Origin of the sequence: Nonomuraea coxensis DSM 45129, assembly GCF_019397265.1 — a bacterium.
GTDB classification, from domain to species: Bacteria; Actinomycetota; Actinomycetes; order Streptosporangiales; family Streptosporangiaceae; genus Nonomuraea; species Nonomuraea coxensis.
In genome coordinates this window covers 1,879,533-1,900,000 of the sequence record NZ_CP068985.1, presented here as the reverse complement: position 1 = coordinate 1,900,000, position 20,468 = coordinate 1,879,533, and the positions used below count along the sequence as shown (strand labels likewise).

General features: G+C 72.8%; 17 protein-coding genes and 1 pseudogene. 11 read left to right on the top strand and 7 right to left on the bottom strand.

The window, feature by feature from the left end:
* Positions 1 to 110 precede the first annotated feature (110 nt).
* Complete coding sequence (locus Nocox_RS09230) at positions 111 to 1,154, top strand: AI-2E family transporter (protein WP_026214811.1); 1,044 nt, start codon at positions 111 to 113, stop codon at positions 1,152 to 1,154.
* 94 nt (positions 1,155 to 1,248) lie between these two features.
* Here the strand turns inward: Nocox_RS09230 and Nocox_RS43930 are convergent.
* A pseudogene (locus tag Nocox_RS43930) lies at positions 1,249 to 1,899 on the bottom strand (DUF6597 domain-containing transcriptional factor); the annotation flags it as partial.
* Between the two features lie 36 nt (positions 1,900 to 1,935).
* Positions 1,936 to 2,793, bottom strand: coding sequence for a hypothetical protein (locus Nocox_RS09225; RefSeq protein ID WP_020545413.1), 858 nt, complete (start codon positions 2,791 to 2,793; stop codon positions 1,936 to 1,938).
* Positions 2,794 to 3,213: 420 nt separating this feature from the next.
* Here Nocox_RS09225 and erm point away from each other — a divergent pair, with 420 nt between their 5' ends.
* Positions 3,214 to 3,924 carry a 23S ribosomal RNA methyltransferase Erm gene (erm, locus tag Nocox_RS09220; protein WP_063711675.1) on the top strand — a complete coding sequence of 237 codons (711 nt, stop codon included), beginning with the start codon at positions 3,214 to 3,216 and terminating at the stop codon, positions 3,922 to 3,924.
* On the opposite strand, the gene Nocox_RS09215 is transcribed toward erm, so the two are convergent.
* Positions 3,913 to 5,295, bottom strand: a complete 1,383-nt coding sequence (locus Nocox_RS09215; protein ID WP_020545411.1) for a hypothetical protein — start codon at positions 5,293 to 5,295, stop codon at positions 3,913 to 3,915. The genes erm and Nocox_RS09215 overlap by 12 nt on opposite strands.
* A 117-nt stretch (positions 5,296 to 5,412) precedes the next feature.
* Between Nocox_RS09215 and Nocox_RS09210 the strand changes: the two genes are divergently transcribed.
* Positions 5,413 to 6,996 (top strand): molybdopterin-dependent oxidoreductase, encoded by a 1,584-nt coding sequence (locus Nocox_RS09210; protein WP_020545410.1) that lies wholly within the window; start codon positions 5,413 to 5,415, stop codon positions 6,994 to 6,996.
* On the opposite strand, the gene Nocox_RS09205 is transcribed toward Nocox_RS09210, so the two are convergent.
* From Nocox_RS09205 to Nocox_RS09195, 3 genes are all read right to left on the bottom strand, one after another.
* The gene (locus Nocox_RS09205; protein WP_020545409.1) at positions 6,980 to 8,407 is read right to left on the bottom strand and encodes a carbohydrate-binding protein; all 1,428 of its coding nucleotides are present in this window, start codon (positions 8,405 to 8,407) and stop codon (positions 6,980 to 6,982) included. The two genes, Nocox_RS09210 and Nocox_RS09205, sit on opposite strands and share 17 nt — an antisense overlap.
* Positions 8,404 to 9,981 (bottom strand): chitinase, encoded by a 1,578-nt coding sequence (locus Nocox_RS09200; protein WP_020545408.1) that lies wholly within the window; start codon positions 9,979 to 9,981, stop codon positions 8,404 to 8,406. The genes Nocox_RS09205 and Nocox_RS09200 overlap by 4 nt, the downstream gene beginning before the upstream one ends.
* A 249-nt stretch (positions 9,982 to 10,230) precedes the next feature.
* The gene (locus tag Nocox_RS09195) at positions 10,231 to 12,060 is read right to left on the bottom strand and encodes a M14 family metallopeptidase (RefSeq protein WP_020545407.1); all 1,830 of its coding nucleotides are present in this window, start codon (positions 12,058 to 12,060) and stop codon (positions 10,231 to 10,233) included.
* A 248-nt stretch (positions 12,061 to 12,308) separates the two neighbouring features.
* On the opposite strand from Nocox_RS09195, the gene leuE reads away from it, so the two are divergent.
* On the top strand, positions 12,309 to 12,971 hold the full coding sequence (leuE, locus tag Nocox_RS09190; protein WP_020545406.1) for a leucine efflux protein LeuE: 663 nt from the start codon (positions 12,309 to 12,311) through the stop codon (positions 12,969 to 12,971).
* A gap of 233 nt (positions 12,972 to 13,204) precedes the next feature.
* Positions 13,205 to 13,831: a VC0807 family protein gene (locus tag Nocox_RS09185; RefSeq protein ID WP_020545405.1), complete on the top strand. Its 627-nt coding sequence runs from the start codon at positions 13,205 to 13,207 to the stop codon at positions 13,829 to 13,831.
* A gap of 10 nt (positions 13,832 to 13,841) precedes the next feature.
* Here Nocox_RS09185 and Nocox_RS09180 read toward each other — a convergent pair whose 3' ends face one another.
* A complete protein-coding gene (locus tag Nocox_RS09180; protein WP_157383279.1) occupies positions 13,842 to 14,978 on the bottom strand; it encodes a sensor histidine kinase in 1,137 nt (378 codons plus the stop codon).
* Positions 14,979 to 15,370: 392 nt separating this feature from the next.
* On the opposite strand from Nocox_RS09180, the gene Nocox_RS09175 reads away from it, so the two are divergent.
* The 6 genes from Nocox_RS09175 (at position 15,371) to Nocox_RS09150 (ending at position 20,463) form a co-directional block, all read left to right on the top strand.
* Positions 15,371 to 15,988: a DedA family protein gene (locus Nocox_RS09175; RefSeq protein WP_020545403.1), complete on the top strand. Its 618-nt coding sequence runs from the start codon at positions 15,371 to 15,373 to the stop codon at positions 15,986 to 15,988.
* 37 nt (positions 15,989 to 16,025) lie between these two features.
* Positions 16,026 to 16,838, top strand: a complete 813-nt coding sequence (locus tag Nocox_RS09170) for a DMT family transporter (protein ID WP_033410252.1) — start codon at positions 16,026 to 16,028, stop codon at positions 16,836 to 16,838.
* An 88-nt stretch (positions 16,839 to 16,926) separates the two neighbouring features.
* The gene (locus tag Nocox_RS09165) at positions 16,927 to 18,138 is read left to right on the top strand and encodes a glycosyltransferase (protein ID WP_020545401.1); all 1,212 of its coding nucleotides are present in this window, start codon (positions 16,927 to 16,929) and stop codon (positions 18,136 to 18,138) included.
* The gene (locus tag Nocox_RS09160) at positions 18,135 to 18,911 is read left to right on the top strand and encodes a DUF998 domain-containing protein (protein WP_020545400.1); all 777 of its coding nucleotides are present in this window, start codon (positions 18,135 to 18,137) and stop codon (positions 18,909 to 18,911) included. The genes Nocox_RS09165 and Nocox_RS09160 overlap by 4 nt, the downstream gene beginning before the upstream one ends.
* A gap of 53 nt (positions 18,912 to 18,964) precedes the next feature.
* Positions 18,965 to 19,720 (top strand): cytochrome P450 family protein, encoded by a 756-nt coding sequence (locus tag Nocox_RS09155; protein ID WP_157383278.1) that lies wholly within the window; start codon positions 18,965 to 18,967, stop codon positions 19,718 to 19,720.
* The gene (locus Nocox_RS09150) at positions 19,717 to 20,463 is read left to right on the top strand and encodes an isocitrate lyase/PEP mutase family protein (RefSeq protein ID WP_020545398.1); all 747 of its coding nucleotides are present in this window, start codon (positions 19,717 to 19,719) and stop codon (positions 20,461 to 20,463) included. Before Nocox_RS09155 ends, Nocox_RS09150 begins: the two co-directional genes overlap by 4 nt.
* The last annotated feature ends 5 nt before the right edge of the window (positions 20,464 to 20,468 follow it).

The following is a 20,468-nucleotide window of genomic DNA, read 5'->3' as shown; positions in this document are numbered from 1 at the left end:
AGGGAGTCCGGCGATCACCGCCGTCCTCTCGGGACTGGTGAACTCTATGTACGCTCCTCGCAACCGTCAAATCGGCGGCTCCTTCCGCCCGCGCGGGGTAGGAACCGGGAGTGCTAGATCAACCCCTGCCCAGGGCACTCGTCATCCTCGTGGGCATCGCCGGTGCGGTGGTCACCCTGTTCGGCCTGCGCGAGGTCAGCTCGATCGTGGGGCCCGTCGTGCTGGCCCTGGTCCTCGTCATCGCGGTCGCGCCCGTGCGCGGGTGGCTGGCCGCGAGGCGGGCGCCCGCCTGGCTGCAGGTCGCCGTGCCCTTCCTGATCGTGGTGATGGTGCTGCTGGGCATGGTGGGCATCCTGACCATCTCGGTCATGCAGCTCACCTCGCTGCTCCCCGGCTACACCAACCAGTTCCAGGAGCTGCTCGCGGACGCGCAGAAGCAGGCGAGCTCGTACGGGCTCAGCAACGAGGTGCTCAGCCGGGCGCTGCAGGCGTTCGATCCCAGCGCTCTGCTGGGAGTGGCGCAGACCCTGCTGGGGAGCCTGCTCGGCGTTCTGACAGCGTTGTTCCTCATCGTGGTGCTGTTGCTGGCGATGTGCCTGGACGCGCCGATGACGGCGAAGATCCTCACCGCCGGCAAACGCAACCGGGGGCAGCTGGTGACGGCGTTGGGGACGTTCGCGCACAAGACGCGGCGCTATCTGATCGTCTCCACGGTCTTCGGATTGCTGAACGCGGTGCTCGACGTCATCGCCCTGTCGATTCTGCAGGTGCCGCTTCCGCTGCTGTGGGGGGTGCTGGCGCTCATCACCAACTACATCCCGAACGTGGGGTTCGTGATCGGGCTGGTGCCGCCCGCGATGCTGGCGCTGCTGGACGGCGGGGTGAAGACGATGGTGCTGGTCATCGTCGCCTACATCGTCATCAACGTGGTCACGCAGTCGTTCATCCTGCCCAAGTTCCTGGGGGACGCGGTGGGGCTCTCGACGACCATGACGTTCATGTCGTTGTTGTTGTGGACGTTCGTGCTCGGGCCGCTGGGCGCGATTCTGGCCATTCCGTTGAGTCTGCTGGCGCGGGCGTTGCTGATCGACAGCGATCCGAGTGCCAAGTGGGCGGCGGCGCTCGTGTCAGGCAAGGTGCCGCGGGACGAGTGACGGCGGCGACGGCGGGGGCGGGACCAAAGTGCGCAGGGGGACGCCGCTCAGCCGTTTGACCTCGCGGGGAGAGGTGGGCCTGGTCGGCGTAGCCGGCTTCGGCGGCGACGGTGGCGAGCGGGACGCCGGCGCGGGCCAGGCGCAGGGCGCGCTGGAAGCGGACGACGCGCTGCAGGGTCTTCGGGGCGTAGCCGAAGGCGGTCAGGCTGCGGCGGTGGAGCTGGCGTTCGCTGAGGCCGAGGTCGCGGGCCACCGCTGACACCGGCCGGCCGACGCGCAGGGCGCGGGCGATGAACGGGGCGGCGGGGTCGGCCGGGCAGGAGGGGTCCCTTGGGCCCGCGGGAGTGGTCAGGCGGGTCAGCCAGGCGCGGGTCATGGTGGTCAGGGCGGTGTGCTTGGCGGCGAGGTCGGGGGCGGTGCTCGTGGCGGGGAAGGCGGGGTCGGTGGCGGCGGGGAGGTCGGACAGGGGGACGCGCTGGTCGCGGAGGGTGTGGAGGGGGACGCCGAAGAGATCGGACGCCGCGCCGGGGCGGAACCGGACGCCGACGAAGACGTCTCCTGCCGCCATCTCCTTCGGCATGGGGCCGGTGTCGGGACCGGCGACGAACAGGCCGCCGGGGCCCCAGATGAGGTCCACGCAGGCGTCGGGCACCACGAGCTGGGTGCTGTCCGTCTCGCTCACGTTGTGCCAGTGGCAGGCGACGCGGGCGGCGAGGCCGGGTGCCGGCGGCCGTTCCTCGTACATGCCTTCAACGTACGGGACGGCACCGACATCCAGCCGTCAGGAGGACGGGAGCCGGCCGTACGCGCGCAGGGTCCTGAGGGTGTGGACCGTGACATGACCGCCCCACTCGTGCTCGACCAGCGGTGTCCACATCGGCCAGTTGCCGTTCCAGCCGCCCTCGGCGGACTGGCGGGCGAGGAGGGCGTCGAGGTGGTGGTCCAGGACGTCCTGGTCGAAGAGCGGCAGCCGGAGCGGGGCGGGGGCGAAGTCCAGCGGGAAGTGGGCGTCGCCGGGCGTGTCGGGGTCGAGGGCGACCGTGGCGAGGATGGTCTCGCGCAGCCGCGCGAACTCGCGTTCCGCGCGGTCCCGTTCGGGGGTCAGGTCGAGGAAGGTCACGACGGCGCGGGCCTCGTACGGGTTCGGCTCCGTCATGGCGGCGATCGCGGACCAGCAGAACGCGGTCGCGGGGCCGAGCCACGGATGGCTGACGCCGTGCTTGTGGAGCAGCCCGGCGAGGGACGCCGTCGGCACGAGGCTGCCGGGCGGGTCGTCCGCGGTCTGCCACCAGGGGGCGCGCGGGTCGTTCCGCACGGAGGGCAGGACGAACGGCACCCCGCCGTCGGGCGTGGTCACGGCGGCGAGGTAGTCGCAGGCGGCGGGCACCATGGGCGAGTCGAAGGCGTCCAGCTCGTCGAGGATCCAGAAGGCCACCTCGACCGGTTCCGGCTGGCTGCCGGGGCCGCGCAGGTCGGGTTCGAGCGCGTGCCCGAAGCCGCCGTCGGGGTTCTGGTAGCAGCGCAGCGTCTCCAGCACCCGCCGGGGGTCGCCGCCGCGGAAGAGCGCGGCGAAGCGCAGGCGGTCGAGGAGCCTGGCGTTCAGGTGGAGGTAGGTCTCGGCGCGATCGAGCGCGTCCATGGTCGGCTGTCCCTTCGTGTGGGTCGGTCAGTGGGGACGCTACCCACGGACTCGCGCCGCGTTCTTGTCGGAATCGGACGCGGGCCGGGCCGACCGGCGGGAAATCGCGTTGCGGGGTCGTGCGGGGCGCTCCTAGGGTGGCGCCATGACCTCGATGTTCTCCTGCCAGGTTTTCATCCGCATCCGCCGCGGCCGGGCTCTGGCCCGCTAGCGGACGCGTCGAACACGAGCTGAGGCAGCGCGTCCGCACGCGTGCCCAGGGCCCTTCGAGACCTTTCACTCTCGAGGACCCGGAAGGGCAGTGCTGTGGCGCAGAATTTCGCACACGGAAACTATTCACACACTCAGAAGAAGGCCAGGAACAGCGGCGGCGGCCGTACGCCCCGGGATCGGGCGCGGCGCACGCTCTCGCAGAACTTCCTGGTGGACCGGCATGCCGTCGAGCTGGTCGTGAAGGCCGCCGCGCCGGAAAGGCTCGTGCTGGAGCCGGGGCCTGGCGAGGGGGCGCTCACCTTCGCGCTGGCGGAGGCGGGGGCCCGCGTCGTCGGCTACGAGCTCGATCCGCTGCTGGCGGGCCGGCTGGCCGCGCGCACCCGCTCCGATCCGCGGATCGACGTGGTCAGGGGCGACTTCACGGCGGCGCGGGCGCCGCGCGAGCCGTTCGCGGTCGTGGGCAACATCCCGTACGCGGCGACGTCGCGGATCGTGGACTGGTGCCTGCGGGCGCCGGGCCTGACGGGGGCGACGCTGCTCACGCAGCGTGAGTACGCCCGCAAGCGGACCGGCGACTACGGCCGCTGGAGCCTGGTCACGGTGGAGTCGTGGCCGTGGTTCGACTGGCGGCTCGGCGACCTGATCGGCAGGGAGAGCTTCCGTCCCGTGCCGTCGGTGGACTCGGCGATCCTGCTGATCCGGCGGCGGCCTGAGCCGCTGGTCCAGGGCCGCCGCTCCTGGCAGGAGCTGGTGGAGCTGGGCTTCGGCGGCGCGGGCGGGTCGGTGCGTGCCTCGCTGCGCGCCCGCTACGAGGGCGTGGACGCCGCGTTGCGGGCGGCGGGGGTGGACCGCGACGCCGTCGTGGGCCACGTCCACCCCGCCCAGTGGGTGACGTTGTGGGAGCGGCTATGCCGCTGAGATGACCTTGGCCTGCTCGGGTGAGCCGGCCGGGGAGGGGGCCGTCGCGTCGCGGCGGCCCCACGGCATGGCCAGCAGCAGGATCGGCAGCAGCACGATCGAGGCGCGCGACCACAGCGAGTGCAGGTGCCACCAGGTGTCGGTGTCGAACTGGGTCATGTAGAGGTAGCCGTAGCCGGCCCAGAAGGAGACGGCGATGATGGCCGGCCAGGCGAACCTGGTGGGCCTGGCGACCAGGAACGGCATGAACCACAGGAGATATTGGGCGCCGAGGCGCGGCGTGACCACCATGAAGATCAGCAGGATGGCGGTGGTCATGTCGATCGGGTCGGCCCGCCGCCAGACGAGGATGGCCGCGATCACGCAGACGTAGATGAGGTTGGTGCCGAACGAGGCCAGGTCGTCGCGGAGCGCCCAGTCGCCGCCGGTGAACCACGGCGTCCAGCCGTATTCGCCGACGATCGGCCGGATGGACCTGATGGTGTCGATGACCTTGGGGAGCTCGTCGATCGCGGTGCCGGCGAAGACCGGCAGAGTGACGAAGAAGAACAGCGGCACGGCGCCGGTGGTGAACAGGGCGGCGATGCGCGAGCGCAGGTTGGGCAGGAGCAGCAGCATGCCGGGGACCAGCCAGACGGGCCAGCTCTTGGCGCACAGCGCGAGGCCCATGAGCACGCCGGCCAGCGCCCCGCGCTTGAGGTGGGCGCGGTCGCCGGGGCCGGGCGTCAGGGCGCGGTGCAGCATGCCGCCGCGGCCGAGGACGCGCACGGCCGAGGTCTTGACGCCGTAGGCGGCCACGCCGGCCCGCACCCTGCCGACGACGTCGGTGGTGATGCCGGGCCGCTCGGGCTCGCCGGGGCCGCGGGCCACGACGAACGCGGCCACGCCGAACACCAGCGCCACCGGCTCGACCTGGCCGTGCACGCAGGCGACGAGCAGGGCGAGCGGGTTGAGCGCGTACTGGAGGGCGCGCAGGTTGGCCTTGGGGCCGCCGGCCAGCTTGGCGACCAGCGGGATGAGCGCGATGTCGGCGACGACGGTGACCAGGCGGCCGGCGTACTCCCAGGGGATGCCGAGCCAGAGCAGGATGCCGTAGACGTAGGGGATGGTCGGCAGGAAGTGCCAGCCGCCCTCGCTGGCCAGCACGGGGTCCTCGCCGCGGAGCACCGCCTCGCCCGCGGGCTTGAAGCTCTCGACGAAGTCGACGGGTTGCCAGGAGTCGATCGCCGACGTGTACATGATGAGCAGCCGCACGGCGATGCCGACCGCGAGGGCGACGGCGAGCGGTGGGCGCCAGTCGCGCCATTGCGCGACGAGAGCGAACAGGACACCGGCGACGAGGACGATCCCCGTGAGGACTGCGTAATCCATGGCGGGGTCTAGCCTGCCGCATCAATCCGGGTGCTGCCACCTGGCCTTCCGATTCTTATCCCCGACATGCCGACACGTATCGCGATACGACCTCACCCGATGTGTTCAACTTTTTGCATGGGGGGATCGCAGGTCAACCAGGCACTGGTCAGGCTCTACTTCGAGGTGAGGGATGGGCTGCACGACCCCGTCGCGGCGTGGGCGAAACTCACAGGCAACTCTCAGCAATACGTCGGGACGCGCGGCGAGCGGCGGGTTCCGCTCGACGACGGCACCGCCGCCGAGATCGTCGCGGCGGCCATCGTGCACACGGCGGCCGAGCACGGGCCCGAGCGGGTGGCGGCGCTGGCGGCCTCGCCGCTGGCGGCGCTGGTGGCCGGGCTGGGCGGGACCGTGCTGACCGAGCACCCGTGCGCGCCGGAGCAGGTGCTCGGGGGGCGGTTCGGGGGCGCGCCGCGGGCGGAGGAGTGGGCGCGGGCGGCGTACGTGCTGCTGTGGGGCGAGAACAACCGGCTGGCGCGGACGGCGGACACGCCCTGGGTGATCGCCGGGCGGTACAAGGGGCAGAAGGTGGTCGCGATCGGCACGCATCCGACCCGGCTGTCGGACGAGACGCTGGTGGTGCGGCCGGGCACGGACGGCGCGCTGGCGATGGCCATGGGGCACGTGCTGCTGAAGGAGTTCTTCCTGGACCGCGCGCCGTTCGGGGCGCACGCGGCGGACTCCACGGACCTGCCGTTCCTGGTGCGGCTGCGGGAGCGGGAGGGCGCGTACGTGCCGGGCGAGGCGACGGGGCAGGTGTGCGACCGGCTCAGCGTGTACGACGGCGAGGCGGTGGAGGTGCTGCTGCCGCGCTTCGACGACGGGCCGGGCGTGCTGCGGCGCGGGGTGCCGGTGCTGCGGGACGGGGACGAGCTGCTGACCACGGTGTTCGACCTGCTGCTCGCCGGTTACGGGGTGGCGAGGCCAGGTCTGCCGGGCCGGTGGCCGGACGGGTACGGCGACCGCGCGGAGCCGTACACGCCGGCCTGGCAGGAGGCGTGCACGGGCGTGCCCGCCTCGCGGGCGGTGAAGATCGCCCGTGAGCTGGGGGTGACGGCGGAGAAGACGGGAGGCCGGTGCGTGATCGTGCCGGGCCGGCTGGACACGCCGCACGCCGACACCGCCTACCGGGCGATGCTGGCGTTGCTGGTGCTGACGGGGTGCGGCGGCGGGTGGGCGCAGGCGGGCACGGCGGGGATCCCGCTGGTGCCGTACCTGTGCCTGCACGCCTGCGGGGAGGACCGCTCGGACGTGGGGGCGCTGAGCTGGGCGCTCGCCGAGGGGCTGTTCGCGCGCCGCACGTCGCGGTCGGTGCTGCTGGAGGCGGTGCGCGACGGCTGGCCGATGGCTCCGCCGCCGCGCGTGCTGGCGCTGCCCCGGCCGATCTATCCGCTGCCGCCTGAGGTGGACCTGCTGATCGGGCCGGACGACCACTGCGACCTGGCGCCGCCGAGCCCTGAGCTGGTGGGCGCGGCGGTCGCCAGGCTGGGCGGGCGCCCGCCGGCGGCCGGGCCCGCCGGCCGGGCCGCGGACGGGCGCCTGCGGTTGCTGGTGGACCACGCCTGGATGCGCGAGTACGGCGAGGCCCTGCCGGTCTACCGGCCGCCGGGTCTCGGCGTGCCGCTCAAGCCGACGCAGCTGGTCAGAAACCGGCGGTGATCCTGGTGAAGTCCCAGTCGGACTGGGCGATGCCGCTGCAGTTGGACGTCACGCCGCCGCCGGGGCAGCCGCGGTCGCGGTTGACGGACCAGTACGCGAGCCGCGTCAGGCCCTTGGACTTCGCCCAGTCGCGGATCTGCGTCCAGGCGGCGGTGGTGGTCAGCTCCTGCTGGTCGGACAGGCCGTTCATGCCGGAGATGCCCATGTGCGCGTACGCCTGGGCGTCGGTCCAGCCGTAGGCGTTCTTGAGCGCGTTCTTCAGGCCCTCGGAGGCGTTGACGGTGTCCTGGTAGATGTTGGAGCTGCCGAAGTCGAACGGCATGATGGTGAAGTTGTCGATCGGCACGCCGAGCGCCCTGGCCTGGTTGATCAGGCGGACGCCGTGCGCGTTGGGGCCGGTCGTGGTGGTGCCGAAGGTCACGACGGCCTTGACGTTCGGATTGTTCGCCTTGATGATCTTGATGCCGTTCAGGATGCGGTCCTGGACGGTGTAGTTCTCGAACTCGTCGAAGTTCTCGATGTCGAAGTCGACGACGGCCGGGCCGACGGCGTTGATCACCTGCTGGACGGCGCCGGCGAACGCCTCGGGACTGGCGCAGTTGGGGCCGAGCTTGTTCCCCTGCCAGCCGCCGAAGGAGATCTGGACGTTGCCGCCCTTCGACTTGATCGTGTTGATCGCCTGCTGGTCGGCGCCGCCGGTCAGCGGGCGGTTGCCGTCCCAGGCGGGGGTGCAGCCGCCGCTGGAGAGGATGAACGCCATCGTGAACGACTTCACGCCGGTCGCGTCCATGACGGTGGCCGGGTTGGGCGGGTTGCCCCAGCCCATGTAGAGGTAGGGGGCGCCGGCCATCTTCGCCGGGTTGCCGGTGCAGCCGCTGGTGGTGGCGGTGGCGTCACGGCCGGCCGACTCGCCCGCCGAGTTGTACGCCTTCACGGTGAAGGTGTGGGTCGTGCACGCGCCGAGGCCGGAGATCGTCGCGGACGTGCCGGTGACCTGCGCCTTCTGCGCCGAACCCTCGTAGACGCGGTAGCCGGTGACCGTGCCGGAGGAGGCGCCCCAGCTCAGCGAGACGCTGGAGCTGGTGACCGAGGCGCTGACCGTGCCGGGCTGGCCGGGCGCGCCGGTGTTGCCGCCTGTGGAGACCTTCCACAGGGCGGGGACGTTCGGCGGCTCCCAGCCGGGCTGGGAGGTGTGGCCCTGGAGACAGACGTAGTCGACGCCGTTGTAGGTGACGACCGCGCCGGTGGCGTAGGCGGTCCACGGGGCCCAGGCGGCGGCGAGCAGCCGGACGGTGCTCTGGGCGCTCCGGGTGCTCTGGCTGTCGGCCTGGGCGGCGGCCGGGAGGCCGGCGCCGGTCAGGGCGAGGACCGTGCAGGCGAACGATGCGGCGAGTCTGCTGCGAAATCTCATGGCATTCCCTGAAGGTGCGGCTTGACGGTCTTGCTGAAGGACCAGTTGGTGCTGGCGTCCCAGTTGATGGACCAGGTCATCGCGCCCCGGATGTCCGGGTACGCGCGAGGCGGCACGAAGGATCCGCAGTTGGTACGCCGGGCCAGGCAGTCGAGCGCCTGGTTGACGAGCGAGGGCGCGACCACGCCGCCGTTCGCCGCGCCCGGCCCGGCGGGCAGGCCCAGCGCCACCTGGTCGGGGCGCAGGCCGTTCTCCAGCTGGATGCAGGCCAGCGCGGTCATGAAGTTGACGGTCCCCTGCGCGTACGCCTGCGCCTGGTCGCAGCCCAGCATGGAACCGGAGTTGTAGAACTGCGTGTGGACGACCGTGAGGATGTCCTTGATCGACAGGGCGAGCTTGAAGTACTCCATCCCGGTCGACTGCATGTCGATGGTCTGCGGGGCCATCGTGATGATCAGGTCGGCGCCGGCCTTGGCGCGCAGCGACCGGAGCGCCTGGGCCATGTACGTGGCGTTGAGCCCGTTCTCCAGGTCGATGTCCACGCCGTCGAAGCCGTAGCTCTGCATGATCGCGTACACCGAGTCGGCGAAGCGGGTCGCGGCGGCGGAGTCGGCGACCTGCACGCGCCCGGCCTCGCCGCCGACGGACAGGATGACCTTCTTGCCCCGCTGGTGCAGGGCCTGGACGTCGGCCCTGAACTGGGCGTCGGTGTAGCCGCCGAGCGCGGTGGACAGACCGGCGTCCACGGCGAAGGCGACCTGGCCGGGGGTGGCCGTGGCCTCGCCGAACGCGACGGCGACGAGGTCGTACTCGGCGGGGACGGCCGAGAGCCTGAGCTCGGTCGCGGGGTTGACGAAGTTGTGCCAGTAGCCGGTGAGGAAGTGCTTGGGCAGGGTGCCGCCGCCGCCCGTGCAGCCGGCGGTGGTGGCGGTCACGGGGTCGCCGGCCGCCGACTCGCCCTCGCCGTTGTACGCCTTGACCGTGTAGGTGTGGCTCTCGCAGGCGCCGAGGCCGCCGATCGTGGCGGTCGTGCCGGTGACCGTGGCCTTGACCGTGGCGCCCTCGTGGACGCGGTAGCCGGTGACCGTGCCCGAGGAGGCTCCCCAGGTGAGGGTGATCGAGCCGGTCGTGCTGGTGGCGGAGGCGGCTCCCGGCCGGCCGGGCACCCCGGTTGACGGTCCGCCGCCGTCGCAGGGTGATCCGTTGAGCGTGCAGCCGGTGATGCCGGGGAAGCCGCCGGGGCTGCCGTTGAAGCCGAAGCTCGCGCTGCCGCCGGCGGGGAGCGTGGGGGCCCAGGTCGGGTTGGTGAAGGTGTAGTGCTGCCCGCTGCTCGTCATGACCGCGTCCCACGCGGACGGGATCGAGTAGCCGGCGGGGACGTCGAACTGGACGTTCCAGCCGTTCATGGCCGTGGTGGTGGCGTTGGTGACGGTGACCTTGCCCTCGAAGCCGGAGCCCCAGTCGGAGACCTTCGTGAAGGTCGCCGTCGCCGTGGCGGCGTGGGCGGGGGCCGGGGCGGCGAGGAGGGACAGGACGAGGGTCGCGAACGCCAGGAGGGTCGCGCGGTGTCTCACGGGCTCTTCCTTACGGGGGGTGACGTGCCGTACGGCTCGCGCCGGGGGGGGAGAGCGCTGGGCCGTACGGCACGAGCCACGCGGTTTTGCGGGGGCTGTAAGGTTTTGTCCGGTCGGGCATTTACTGTTAGTAAAGTTTCCTAAGAGTTGGGCCGATCGTAGCTTTGACACCTCCTCCTTACAAGGCCCAAAAAAGAAACTCCGCCGTACGGACCGCGGAGGTCCGTACGGCGGAGTGCGGGCCGGGGGTCAGGGCTGCTGGGTGATCCTCACGTCGTCGATGCCCGCCTCGACCAGGGAGGCGGTGCCCGCGTCCGCCGCGTCCACGACGATGCGGACGGTCTGGCCGGCGAAGGCGTTCAGGTTCGCGGTGGCCGTGGCCCACGCGCCGTTGCGGTTGGTGGCCGCGCCCGCCTGGTTGAGCACGGTCGCGGTCGAGCCTCCCACCACGCGGACCCGCAGGTAGTCGGCGCTGGTGGCGTTCGAGCCGTGCGCCAGGTACCACGACAGCGACAGGCTGAGCGTGCCCGAGGAAGGAAGCGTGATCGGCGGGGACTGGATCGTGGTGACGCCGCCGTCCACGTCGTACGCGCCCGCGGAGCTGCCCGCGAGCCGGCCGGTCACCAGGTCGTTCGTGCCGCTGACCGTCGTGCCGAGCTGCTTGGCGCCCGAGGACGTGGTGGCCTCGGGGTCGCCCCGCTCCCACTGGCCGGACGTGGCGGTGTCGGTGCCCGCCGGGTTGGCGGTCCAGCCGGTGGCGGTCTCGAACGTGTCGGAGTAGACGGTCACCGGCGGCGTGCCGGTGCCGCAGTACTGGCTCTCCTTGCCGATGATCCGGTAGACGCAGTCGGAGTACTCGAGGAAGCGGAGCACGGCCTCCCTGTTGCGCGTGGTCTGCGGCCCGATCTGCTCGTCGGGCGGGTAGAAGCCCGGGTTGGAGCCCGTCGGGTACATCTCGAACGTGAAGCTGAAGATCTTGTAGACGCCCCACAGCCAGTCGTCGATGGTGCCGTCGGTGATGTAGAGATCGCTGGCCTGCTGCGGGGTGTAGTTGTTGGTGGAGGCCATGTTCTGGCCGAGCGTGGCGTGCGCGTCGCGGTCGTCCTGGGTCAGGCCGGGCGCGGTGTTGTTCAGGGTGTAGCCGTACGGCCACAGCACCAGCTCGCTGTAGGTGTGCCAGTCGATGTGCGACTTGATCTGCTGGACGCCGCCGATGACCCGGCTGCGCACCCAGTCGGCCGTCGCCCGCACCTCGGGGGCGGACTCGGCGCTCGCGCCGCGGTAGGTCTCGCTGGAGGTCGTGCCCGACGAGCCGCCGCAGCAGCCCCAGTTGTAGGCCCAGTTGCGGTTGAGGTCGGTGCCGACGGCCGAGGAGCCCGAGTTGGGCTGGCGGTTCTTACGCCAGGAGCGGTAGCTGCCTGAGGCGATGTCGTACTCGCCGCCGTCGGGGTTGAGGTCCGGCATGATCCAGATCTCGCGGGTGTCGACCAGGTTCGTGATGCGGGCGTCGGTGCCGTAGTTGTCGGCGAGCAGGTGCATGATGTACAGCGCCATCTCCACCGTCAGGTGCTCACGGGCGTGCTGGTGCGCCGTGAACAGCACCTCGGGCTCGGCCTCGTCCGTGCCGACGTTGTCGCTGATCTTCACCAGGCGCAGGGCGCGGCCCTCGTACGAGGTGCCGTACGTCGACTGGCTGACGATGTTCGGGTGCGCCGCGACGAGGGCGTTGATCTCGGCGTTCATCTCGGCGTAGTTGTGGTACGCCGAGTCGGCCGGCGGGAAGTCGAACGCCTCGACGCCGGACGGCGGCGCCGGCCGTGGCGCCTCCACGACCCGGTAGCCGAGCCGCCGGATGGCGGCCGCCTCCGCCGCGGTGGCCGTGACCAGCACGGAGCCGGTGGCCACCTCCTCGATGGCCGCGCCGGTGGCGGCGACGGCGCTGCGCTGCTGCGCGGTGGACGGTCCCTGCACGCGGTACTGCTTGTTGGGCGGGGGCTCGGCGGCCGCCCCCGCGCCCGTCATGCCGGTGAGGCCGACGAGGCTGAGGGCGGCGAGCAGGATGACGAAACGGCGTATCACCTGGTCCTCCTAGGGCGCCCGGGATGGGATGGTGCCGGCGCCTGAACCGAGAGTGAGGATCTCCCGATCGTCCGCAAAGGCCCAAAGTTGCGGACGTCCGGATCCCTGACAGGCGGCTGTCAGGACGGCGCCAGGGGCGTCCGGAAGCGTGGCCGGCAGCACGACCGAGGGGATCTGCGGTGATCGAGACCCCCGAGACCCTGACCACCCGCGACGGGGTCGCGCTCGTCGGCGGTACCGTGTGAGGCGTGTTCCTCGGCATCACCGATTTCTGGGCCTACGTGATCGGCGCCTTCCTGATCATCCTGCTCCCCGGCCCCAACTCGCTCTACGTTCTCAGCTTCGCCGCGCAGCACGGCGTCCGGCGCGGCTACCGCGCCGCGGCCGGCGTCTTCGTCGGCGACACGGTGCTGATGTTCCTGGCCGCCGCCGGCGCGGCCTCCCTGCTGCGCTCCAACGCCGTCCTGTTCACGGTCGTCAAGTACGCCGGAGCCGGCTACCTCGCCTGGATCGGCTTCCAGATGATCAGGGACGCCTGGCGGTCCTGGCGGGCGAGGAGCGCCGGGGCCGCCCCCGCGGAAACGGCGGTGAAGGCCGCGGAGAGCCAGCCGCGCCCGTTCCGCAAGGCGCTGACGATCAGCGTGCTCAACCCGAAGGCGATCCTGTTCTTCGTCTCGTTCTTCGTGGCGTTCGTGGATCCGGCCTACGAGGCGCCCGCGCTGTCGTTCCTGATCCTCGGCGCGGTGATCCAGGTGTTCAGCTTCCTCTACCTGACGTCGCTGATCTTCGGCGGCACCTTCCTCGCCGCCCACTTCCGCCGCCACAAGCGGCTCAGCGCCGGGCTGACCTCGTGCGTCGGCGCCGTCTTCCTGGGCTTCGGCGCGAAGCTCGCCACCGCGTCACTCAGCTGAAAGCCGGGTTCAAGGACATGCTGGTTCGGTAGAGCACGGATCGAGCGTGGCGAAAGAGGCGTTCGCACCGCCCGCCCTCGGGTACGGTAAGCCACCGGCGTGCTTCCCGGGACGCCGGCGCGGTGCGCGCCTCGGTAAGTGCGAGCGGTCCGTCAGGGTAGCCCTGGTCCCTCGAAGCCCGGGTAGTCGCTGATCGTCGGCCTATCTGCGGAGCAGCCTTGAACCATCCGCCCGTGACCCTCCCCCGCCTCGGCGCCCTCGCCCGCGAGGCGGCGCCCAAGCTGCTCGAAGCCGTGGTCGCCCCGCTGGCCGTCTTCTACCTGGCCATGGTGGTCCTCGGGTTCAAGTGGGCGCTGATCGCCACCGTCGCCTGGGTCTACTTCGGTGTGGCCTGGCGGCTCGTCCGGCGGGTGAAGGTGCCCGCCACCATGTTCCTCGCCGCGTTCGCGATCACCGTGCGCGCCCTGGTGTCGTTCTGGACCGGCACCTGGATGTGGTTCTTCATCCAGCCGGAGCTGGGCACGATCTGCATCAGCATGGCGTTCCTCGCCTCCGTGCGGCTCAACAGGCCGCTGGTGCAGAAGCTCACGCTCGACTACATCCACCTGCCGTCGGCGGTGCTGAAGCACGAGCGCATCCGCCGCTTCTTCGCCAGGATCACGCTGCTGTGGGCGTTCGTGCTGCTCATGAACTCCACTCTCAGCATCGCGCTGGCCGTCTACGAGAGCCTCGGCGGCTCGCTCGGCGCGTTCATGATCCTGCGCACCTCGGCGGTGGCCGTGATCAGCGGGCTGGCGATCGCGTTCTCGATCTGGGCGTTCAAGCGGGTGCTGCGCCGGCTGCACGTCGCGCACGCCTGAGCGCCGCCGTTCAGGGGAGCTCCACGACGAGCTCGTAGCCGCCGTCCACCGCTCCCGCCGTGAGCGTGCCGCCCGCGAGCCTGGCCCGTTCCGCGAGACCCGTGAGCCCCGTGCCGCCCCGCCTGGCGCGCGGCCGCCCGCGCGCCGGGCCGTTGCGCACGCTCACCCTGCGGGGCCCGACCGAGACCCGCACGGCGGCCCCCGGCGCGTGCTTGGCCGCGTTGGTGAGCCCTTCCTGGACGACGGCCCTCGCCAGGCCGGGCACCGGCCCCGCGGCCATGTCGAGGTCGATGGCCATGCCGGAGTCCCTGGCCCGGCGGACCAGCTCCGTCACGTCCTCGTCCACGGGCGCGAGCGGCGCGGCGGCGGCGTCCTCGCCCAGCAGCCCGATGATCTGCCGCAGCCGGTCGGTGGCGTCGGCCGCCGCCTCCCGCAGCTCCCCCGCCGCCCGCGCCTGCGCCGGGTCCAGGCCGGGCGCCAGCTCCAGCCCGGCGGCCCGGACCGCGATCAGGGCCAGATCGTGGCCGAGCGAGTCGTGCATGTCCCGCGCGATCCTCGCCCGCTCGCGCAGCCTGGCCTGGGCCTCGGCCGAGAGCCTGGCCTGCCCCCGCTGCCTGATCACCAGCCGCCGCACCAGCCCCAGCAGGTACGGCACCAGATAGGTGCCCACCAGCCCGGTCACCATCGACACCCACAGGGCCAGGTCGCCGCCCGCCGCCAGCACGACCGCCACGCCCACCACCGCGATGAGACCGAACGCGGCGAGCGGCGGCCACGTCCCGGCCTCCCGCCGTCCGGTCAGGTAGGCGTACCACATGATGAACGGCGAGGTCGGCGCAACCGGGAGGATCTTGACGCCGGTCCTGGGCAGCAGCCAGCTCAGGTCCACGGTGGCGAACCCCTCGCTGAAGCGCCACGGGCCGAGCGGCAGCAGCAGCACCAGGGCGGCGAGCGGCCGGCTGCGGCCCACCAGCACCGCCGCCGACGCCAGGGCGAGCCGCGGCGCGGTCACCGTCCCGAACGCGGCCGGGTCCTGGACGGGATCGGGGCCCATGGCGGCCACGAAGGCGCACAGCAGCAGCCACAGCAGCAGGTCGGTGACCACCTCGCGGCGGCTCTGCCTGCGGATCGCCGGCGGAACTCTCACGTCCCCGACCCTAGAGGAGCCGGGCGGAGGCCCGCCCTCGTCCTCAGGCAGGAGGCGACCCTGACGAAAGTCAGGGTGGGGCGCGGGGCACCGTCCCGGTGGGGCTAGCCCCACCTCCGATTCGCCTACCTCCACTCCTGTGCCGGCCTGCGCGAACGGGTTGGATCGAAGGTGTCGGCCGGGGAAGACGGCGCCGGCCCCGACGAAAGTCGGGGGCACCGGGTGCCGATCGGCCGATGTGCCGTGACCAGCGGAGTTTCTAGCTTCATGGGGTACCGGCCCTGACCCGCTTAGGGGACGGGTCCGCGTTCGACCGGGGGCATCCCCGATGCCCCGGGACCGCGTGTACCGAGACGCTGTCCGTGTGCCATGAAGATCGGAGTCGTACCCCCATGTCGCATGCCGTCCTCGACCTCGTCCAGCAGGTCATGTCGTCCCCCTGGCTGTACGTGGCGCTGTTCGCCCTGGCCGTGCTCGACGGGTTCTTCCCCGTCGTCCCTGCCGAGACGTCGGTGATCACGGCGGGGGTGTTCGCCGCCTCCGGGGAGACGAACCTCGCCCTGGTGATGGCGGTGGCGGCGCTCGGCGCGTTCGCCGGCGACCACGTGTCGTACCTGATCGGGCACCTCTCCGGCGGGCGGCTGCGGCGCAGGAAGGCGTTCGTGTGGGCGCGCGGCGCGCTGGCGGAGCGGGGCGGGCTGGTGCTGGTCGTGGCCAGGTACATCCCCGGCGGCCGGACGGCGACCACGCTCACCATGGGCGCGGTAAGCCACCCGCTGCGCTCGTTCACCTTCTTCGACGCGATCGCGGCGAGCTCGTGGGCGGTCTACTCCGGGCTGATCGGGTTCTTCGGCGGGATGGCGTTCGAGAACGACCCGATCAAGGGCCTGCTGCTCGGCCTCGGCATCGCGGTGTCCGTCACGGCGGTGGTCGAGCTCGTGCGGTGGGCGCGGAAGCGCCGCGCCATCCAGCCTTCCCCGGAAGGTCTTCCCGCGGACACGTCCGTTTGACCCTGCCGGGCAACCATCCGTTTCGAGAGGAGTGCGCATGACTGTGCTGGCCGCGGCGATCGCCCTGGTCGGGTCGCTGTTCTTCGCGCTCGGGGCCGCCCTCCAGCAGTTCGAGGCCGTCGGCTCGGCGAAGCCGGGGCTGCTCGCCCTGCTGCGCCGGCCGCGCTGGCTGATCGGCGGCGCGTCCATCCTGGCGGGTGGCGGCCTGCACATCGTCGCGCTCGGGCTCGGCCCGCTCACCGTGGTGCAGCCGATGGGCGTGGCGAGCCTGCTGTTCGCCCTGCCTCTCGCCGCCGCGCTGCACGGCCGCCGGCCCTCCCGCAAGGAGCTGGGCGCGGCGGCGGTCGTGGCGGCCGGGCTGGTCGGGCTCGTGCTGATGGTCCCGGAGTCGTCCGGGCCGACCCGGCTCGGCCCGGACGGTGTCCTCCTCCTGCTCGGCGTGGCCGGGATCGCGGCGGTGCTGCTGTGGGCCGGCGCGACGGCCGCCGCGCCGGCCTGGCGGGCGGCGCTGCTGGCCACCAGCTCCGGCGTCCTCTACGGCGCCACCGCCACCCTCGTGCGGGTGCTCGTGGACGGCGGCTGGAACTGGTGGTACCTGCCGGCGCTGCCGGTGCCCGCGCTGCTCGCGCTGATGATGCTGCAGCGGGCCTACGCCGTCGGGCACTTCGGCGTGTCGTTCGCCTCGCTGCAGGTCGCCGATCCGCTGACGGCGGTGGCGTTCGGCGCGCTGCTGCTCGGCGAGCCGCTGCCGACCGGGGCGGCTCCGGTCGTCGCCGCCCTGCTGACCGCCGCCGGCACCGTCGCGCTGGCCCGTACGAGTCCGCTGGAGGCGCGCAACGACCTCGCCTGACCCCGTCCTCCGTCTCCGGCTCGTCGTCCCCCGTTCCCCCTCCGGCCCTCCCCGGGCCGGGTTCCCTTGCGATTGTGGAGTCACCGTCATGGCCATGCCCCTGCACAGCGTCACCGACCGCGCCCTGCTCGCCCCCGCCCCGGAGCGCCCGCGCCGGGTGCTGATCTCGACCGACACCTACCCACCCGACGTGAACGGCGCCGCCTACTTCACCCACCGCCTGGCCACCGGCCTCGCCGCGCGCGGCAACGAGGTGCACGTGGTCTGCCAGTCGGAGCACGGCCCGGCCAGCGCCGACGTCGTGGACGGCGTCATCGTGCACCGGCTGCGCTCCGCGCCGCTGCTGGTGCACCCGACCATGCGCGTCACCGTCCCGGCCCGGCTGGACCGGCTGGTCGCCGACATCGGCCCGGACGTGCTGCACACGCAGGGCCACTTCGTCGTCGGCCGGGCCGCCATCGCGGCCGCCCGGCGCGCGGGCGTTCCCGTCGTGGCCACCAACCACTTCATGCCCGACAACCTCTTCCAGTTCGCCCACATCCCCGCCAGGCTCCGGGCGAAGGCGGGCCGGCTGGCCTGGCGCGACTTCGCCCGCGTCTTCAACCGGGCCGACCACGTCACCACGCCCACCCCGCTGGCCGCCAGGCTCCTCGCCGACCAGGGGTTCGCGCGGGAGGTGGAGCCCGTGTCCTGCGGCATCGACCTGAGCAGGTTCCACCCGCACGCCGAGCCCAAGGCATGGGCGCGCAAGCTGTTCGGGCTGCCCGACCGGCCGACCGTGCTGTTCGTCGGCCGCCTCGACGAGGAGAAGCGGATCGACGAGCTGGTCAGGGCGCTGCCGCTCGTGCTCAACGAGACCGACGCCCAGGTGGCGCTGGTCGGCAAGGGCAACCAGCGGGCCGAGCTGGAGCGGCTGGCCGCCAGGATCGGGGTCGGCGACCGGGTGTTCTTCCTCGGCTTCGTCCCCGACGAGAACATGCCGCAGGCGTACGCCGCCGCCGACGTCTTCGCCATGCCGGGCGTCGCCGAGCTGCAGAGCATCGCGACGCTGGAGGCCATGGCGACCGGCCTGCCCGTGGTGGCCGCCGACGCGATGGCGCTGCCGCACCTGGTCGTCTGCAACGGCCACCTGTTCCAGCCGGGCGACGTGGTCGAGCTGGCCCGCCACCTGACCCGCGTCCTCGGCGACGACGAGCTGCGCGCCAGGTACGGCAGGGCCAGCAGGGAGCTCGCCCTCACCCACGACGACCAGGCGTCGCTCGCCCGGTTCGAGGCGATCTACGATGAGGTGGCGCGATGATCCCACGGTGGAGCCTGTGGGCGACGGCCGGCGGCACCGCCGTCTCGGCGGCGGCGCTCACCTGGACCGAGCTCACCCTGCCCGGCCAGCCGCTGCTCAGCGACTACGCGCTGGTCGCCGGCGGGCTGGTGCCGGTGCTCGTCGGGATGCTGGCGCTCGCGGGGGCGTGCCTGAGCCTGGCGTACGGGCTGGCCGTGGCCGACCCGGCGCGCACCGCGGCCACCCGGGTGCTGCTGCTGGCCGGGGCCGCCGGGCTGATGCTGAGCGCGGTCTTCCCCACCGATCCCGGCACCTCGCAGGTCGGCACGCTCGCCGGGGAGATCCACCGCTGGTCGGCCGCGGTGGTGTTCACCGCGCTGCCGGTCGCCGGGTGGACGTTCGCCAGGGGGCGGGCGGCCGCCGCCCGCTGGAACGCGGTGCGGGCCATGAGCGTGACCGCGGCGGTGACGCTGGCGGCGTACCTGGCCGCGCACCCGGCCACCGTCACCTCGCCGCTGATCAACGGGGCGGCCTACTACGGGCCGCTGGAGCGGGCCGTGGTGCTGGCCGAGATGGTGCTCCTCGTGACGATGGCGCTGGCCGCGGTCACCCGCCGGGCCACGGCGCGCGCCACGGCGACGCCGGCCGTGAGCGCGCACGCCCAGCCCGCGCCCACCCGATCCGCGCCCGCCCGGTCCGCGCCGGCCCGATCCGCGCACGCCCAGCCCGCGCCCGCCGGGGACGCGCCGTGCGAGGACGCGGCCGCTGAGGGCGCGCCGGGGCTGGCCGCCTGAGTGCGGGCATGCTTCGGCCGTCGCCGAACAGTCCCGCTCCTAGCGTGGACCTCATGCACCTCACCCGACACGCCGAAGCCCTGGCGGTGCTCGCCGACCCCCGGTACGTGCCGCCGCCCGTGCGCCAGGACGCCCCCGAGGGGACGCTCGCCTGGCTGCGCGCCCATGTCTCGCGGTTCAGCTCCGGCGCCGAGCACGCCGCGCGCCGCCGCAGCGTCGTCGAGCGGCTGGCCGCCCTGGACCCCGTACGGCTGCGCGCCGACGCCCGCCGCGCGACCCTGGAGCGGGCCGGCGACTGGCGGGGCGTGCCCACGCGGGTGCTCGGGGCCGCGCTCGGCGTCGCGGACACCGCCCCGGTCGCCGCCGCGGCGGCCGGATACCTGTCGGGCGAGGAGAGCCCGCAGCGCGACGCCGCCGTCGCCGCCCTCCTGGACCGGGCCGACCTGCCGGCCGTCACCCTGCTGCTCCAGGCGCACGACGCCACCGAGACCCTGATCGCCAACGCCCTGCCACGGCTCGCCGGCCACGACGACGTGGAGGCGGTGCTGCGCGAGACGCTCCGGCACGATCCGCCGGTCAAGGTCCTCCGCAGGCTGGACCTCCGCGACGAGGAGGAGGTCACCCTCGACGTGGTGGCCGCCAACCGGGACCCGGACGTCTTCCCCGATCCCGGCCGGTTCGACCCGGCGCGCGGCGACGGGCCGCATCTGACCTTCGGCGCCGGGCTGCGTCCCTGCCCGGCGCCCGCGTACGCGCTCGCGCTGGCCGCCGGCGTGCTGGAGGGGCTGCGGGCGGGTGAGCGGCCGTGAGCTTCCATGACCTGCACCGCCCCGGCGAGCCGTTCCTGCTGCCGAACGCCTGGGACTACGGCTCCGCCGCCGCCCTGGCCGCGCTGGGCTTCCCGGCGATCGGCACCACGAGTCTCGGCGTGGCCGCCGTGCACGGCCGGCCGGACGCGGCCGGCGTCACCCGCGCCGAGACCGTCGAACTGGCCGAGGCGATCAAGGATCTCGGCGTGCTCGTCACCGTGGACGTCGAGGGCGGCTTCAGCGACGACCCCGCCGAGGTGTCGGACCTGGTGGCGGGCCTGGCCGCGCTGGGCGTGGCCGGCGTGAACCTCGAGGACGGCCGGCCGGACGGCACCCTGCGCCCGATCGGGCTGCACCAGGAGATCATCGAGGCGGCGAAGGGGCACGGCGTGTTCGTCAACGCGCGGACCGACACCTGCTGGCTGCGGACGGGCGACACGCTGGAGCGGGTGCGGGCGTACGCGCACGCCGACGGCGTCTTCGTGCCAGGACTGACCGGCCTGGACGCGATCGCCGAGGTGGCGGCGGCCACGCCGCTGCCGCTCAACGTGCTCTTCCAGCCGGACGGCCCCACGATGGCCGAGCTGGCCGCCGCCGGGGTGGCGCGGGTGAGCACGGGCTCGCTGCTCTACCGGGCCGCGCTCCAGGGGGCGCTGGCGGCGGCGCTCGCCGTCCAGGGCAGGCCGGCTCCGGGGATGCCGACCTACGCGGAGACGGCCGCGCTGCTTCCGAGATCGCGATAATCGAG

Coding starts and splice junctions, on each gene's coding strand:
- Nocox_RS09155 (WP_157383278.1), top strand. CDS start 18,965: ATGCACCTCACCCGACACGCCGAAGCCCTGGCGGTGCTCGCCGACCCC.
- Nocox_RS09160 (WP_020545400.1), top strand. CDS start 18,135: ATGATCCCACGGTGGAGCCTGTGGGCGACGGCCGGCGGCACCGCCGTC.
- Nocox_RS09215 (WP_020545411.1), bottom strand. CDS start 5,295: ATGGATTACGCAGTCCTCACGGGGATCGTCCTCGTCGCCGGTGTCCTG.
- Nocox_RS09210 (WP_020545410.1), top strand. CDS start 5,413: ATGGGGGGATCGCAGGTCAACCAGGCACTGGTCAGGCTCTACTTCGAG.
- Nocox_RS09225 (WP_020545413.1), bottom strand. CDS start 2,793: ATGGACGCGCTCGATCGCGCCGAGACCTACCTCCACCTGAACGCCAGG.
- Nocox_RS09205 (WP_020545409.1), bottom strand. CDS start 8,407: ATGAGATTTCGCAGCAGACTCGCCGCATCGTTCGCCTGCACGGTCCTC.
- Nocox_RS09170 (WP_033410252.1), top strand. CDS start 16,026: ATGACTGTGCTGGCCGCGGCGATCGCCCTGGTCGGGTCGCTGTTCTTC.
- Nocox_RS09175 (WP_020545403.1), top strand. CDS start 15,371: ATGTCGCATGCCGTCCTCGACCTCGTCCAGCAGGTCATGTCGTCCCCC.
- Nocox_RS09165 (WP_020545401.1), top strand. CDS start 16,927: ATGGCCATGCCCCTGCACAGCGTCACCGACCGCGCCCTGCTCGCCCCC.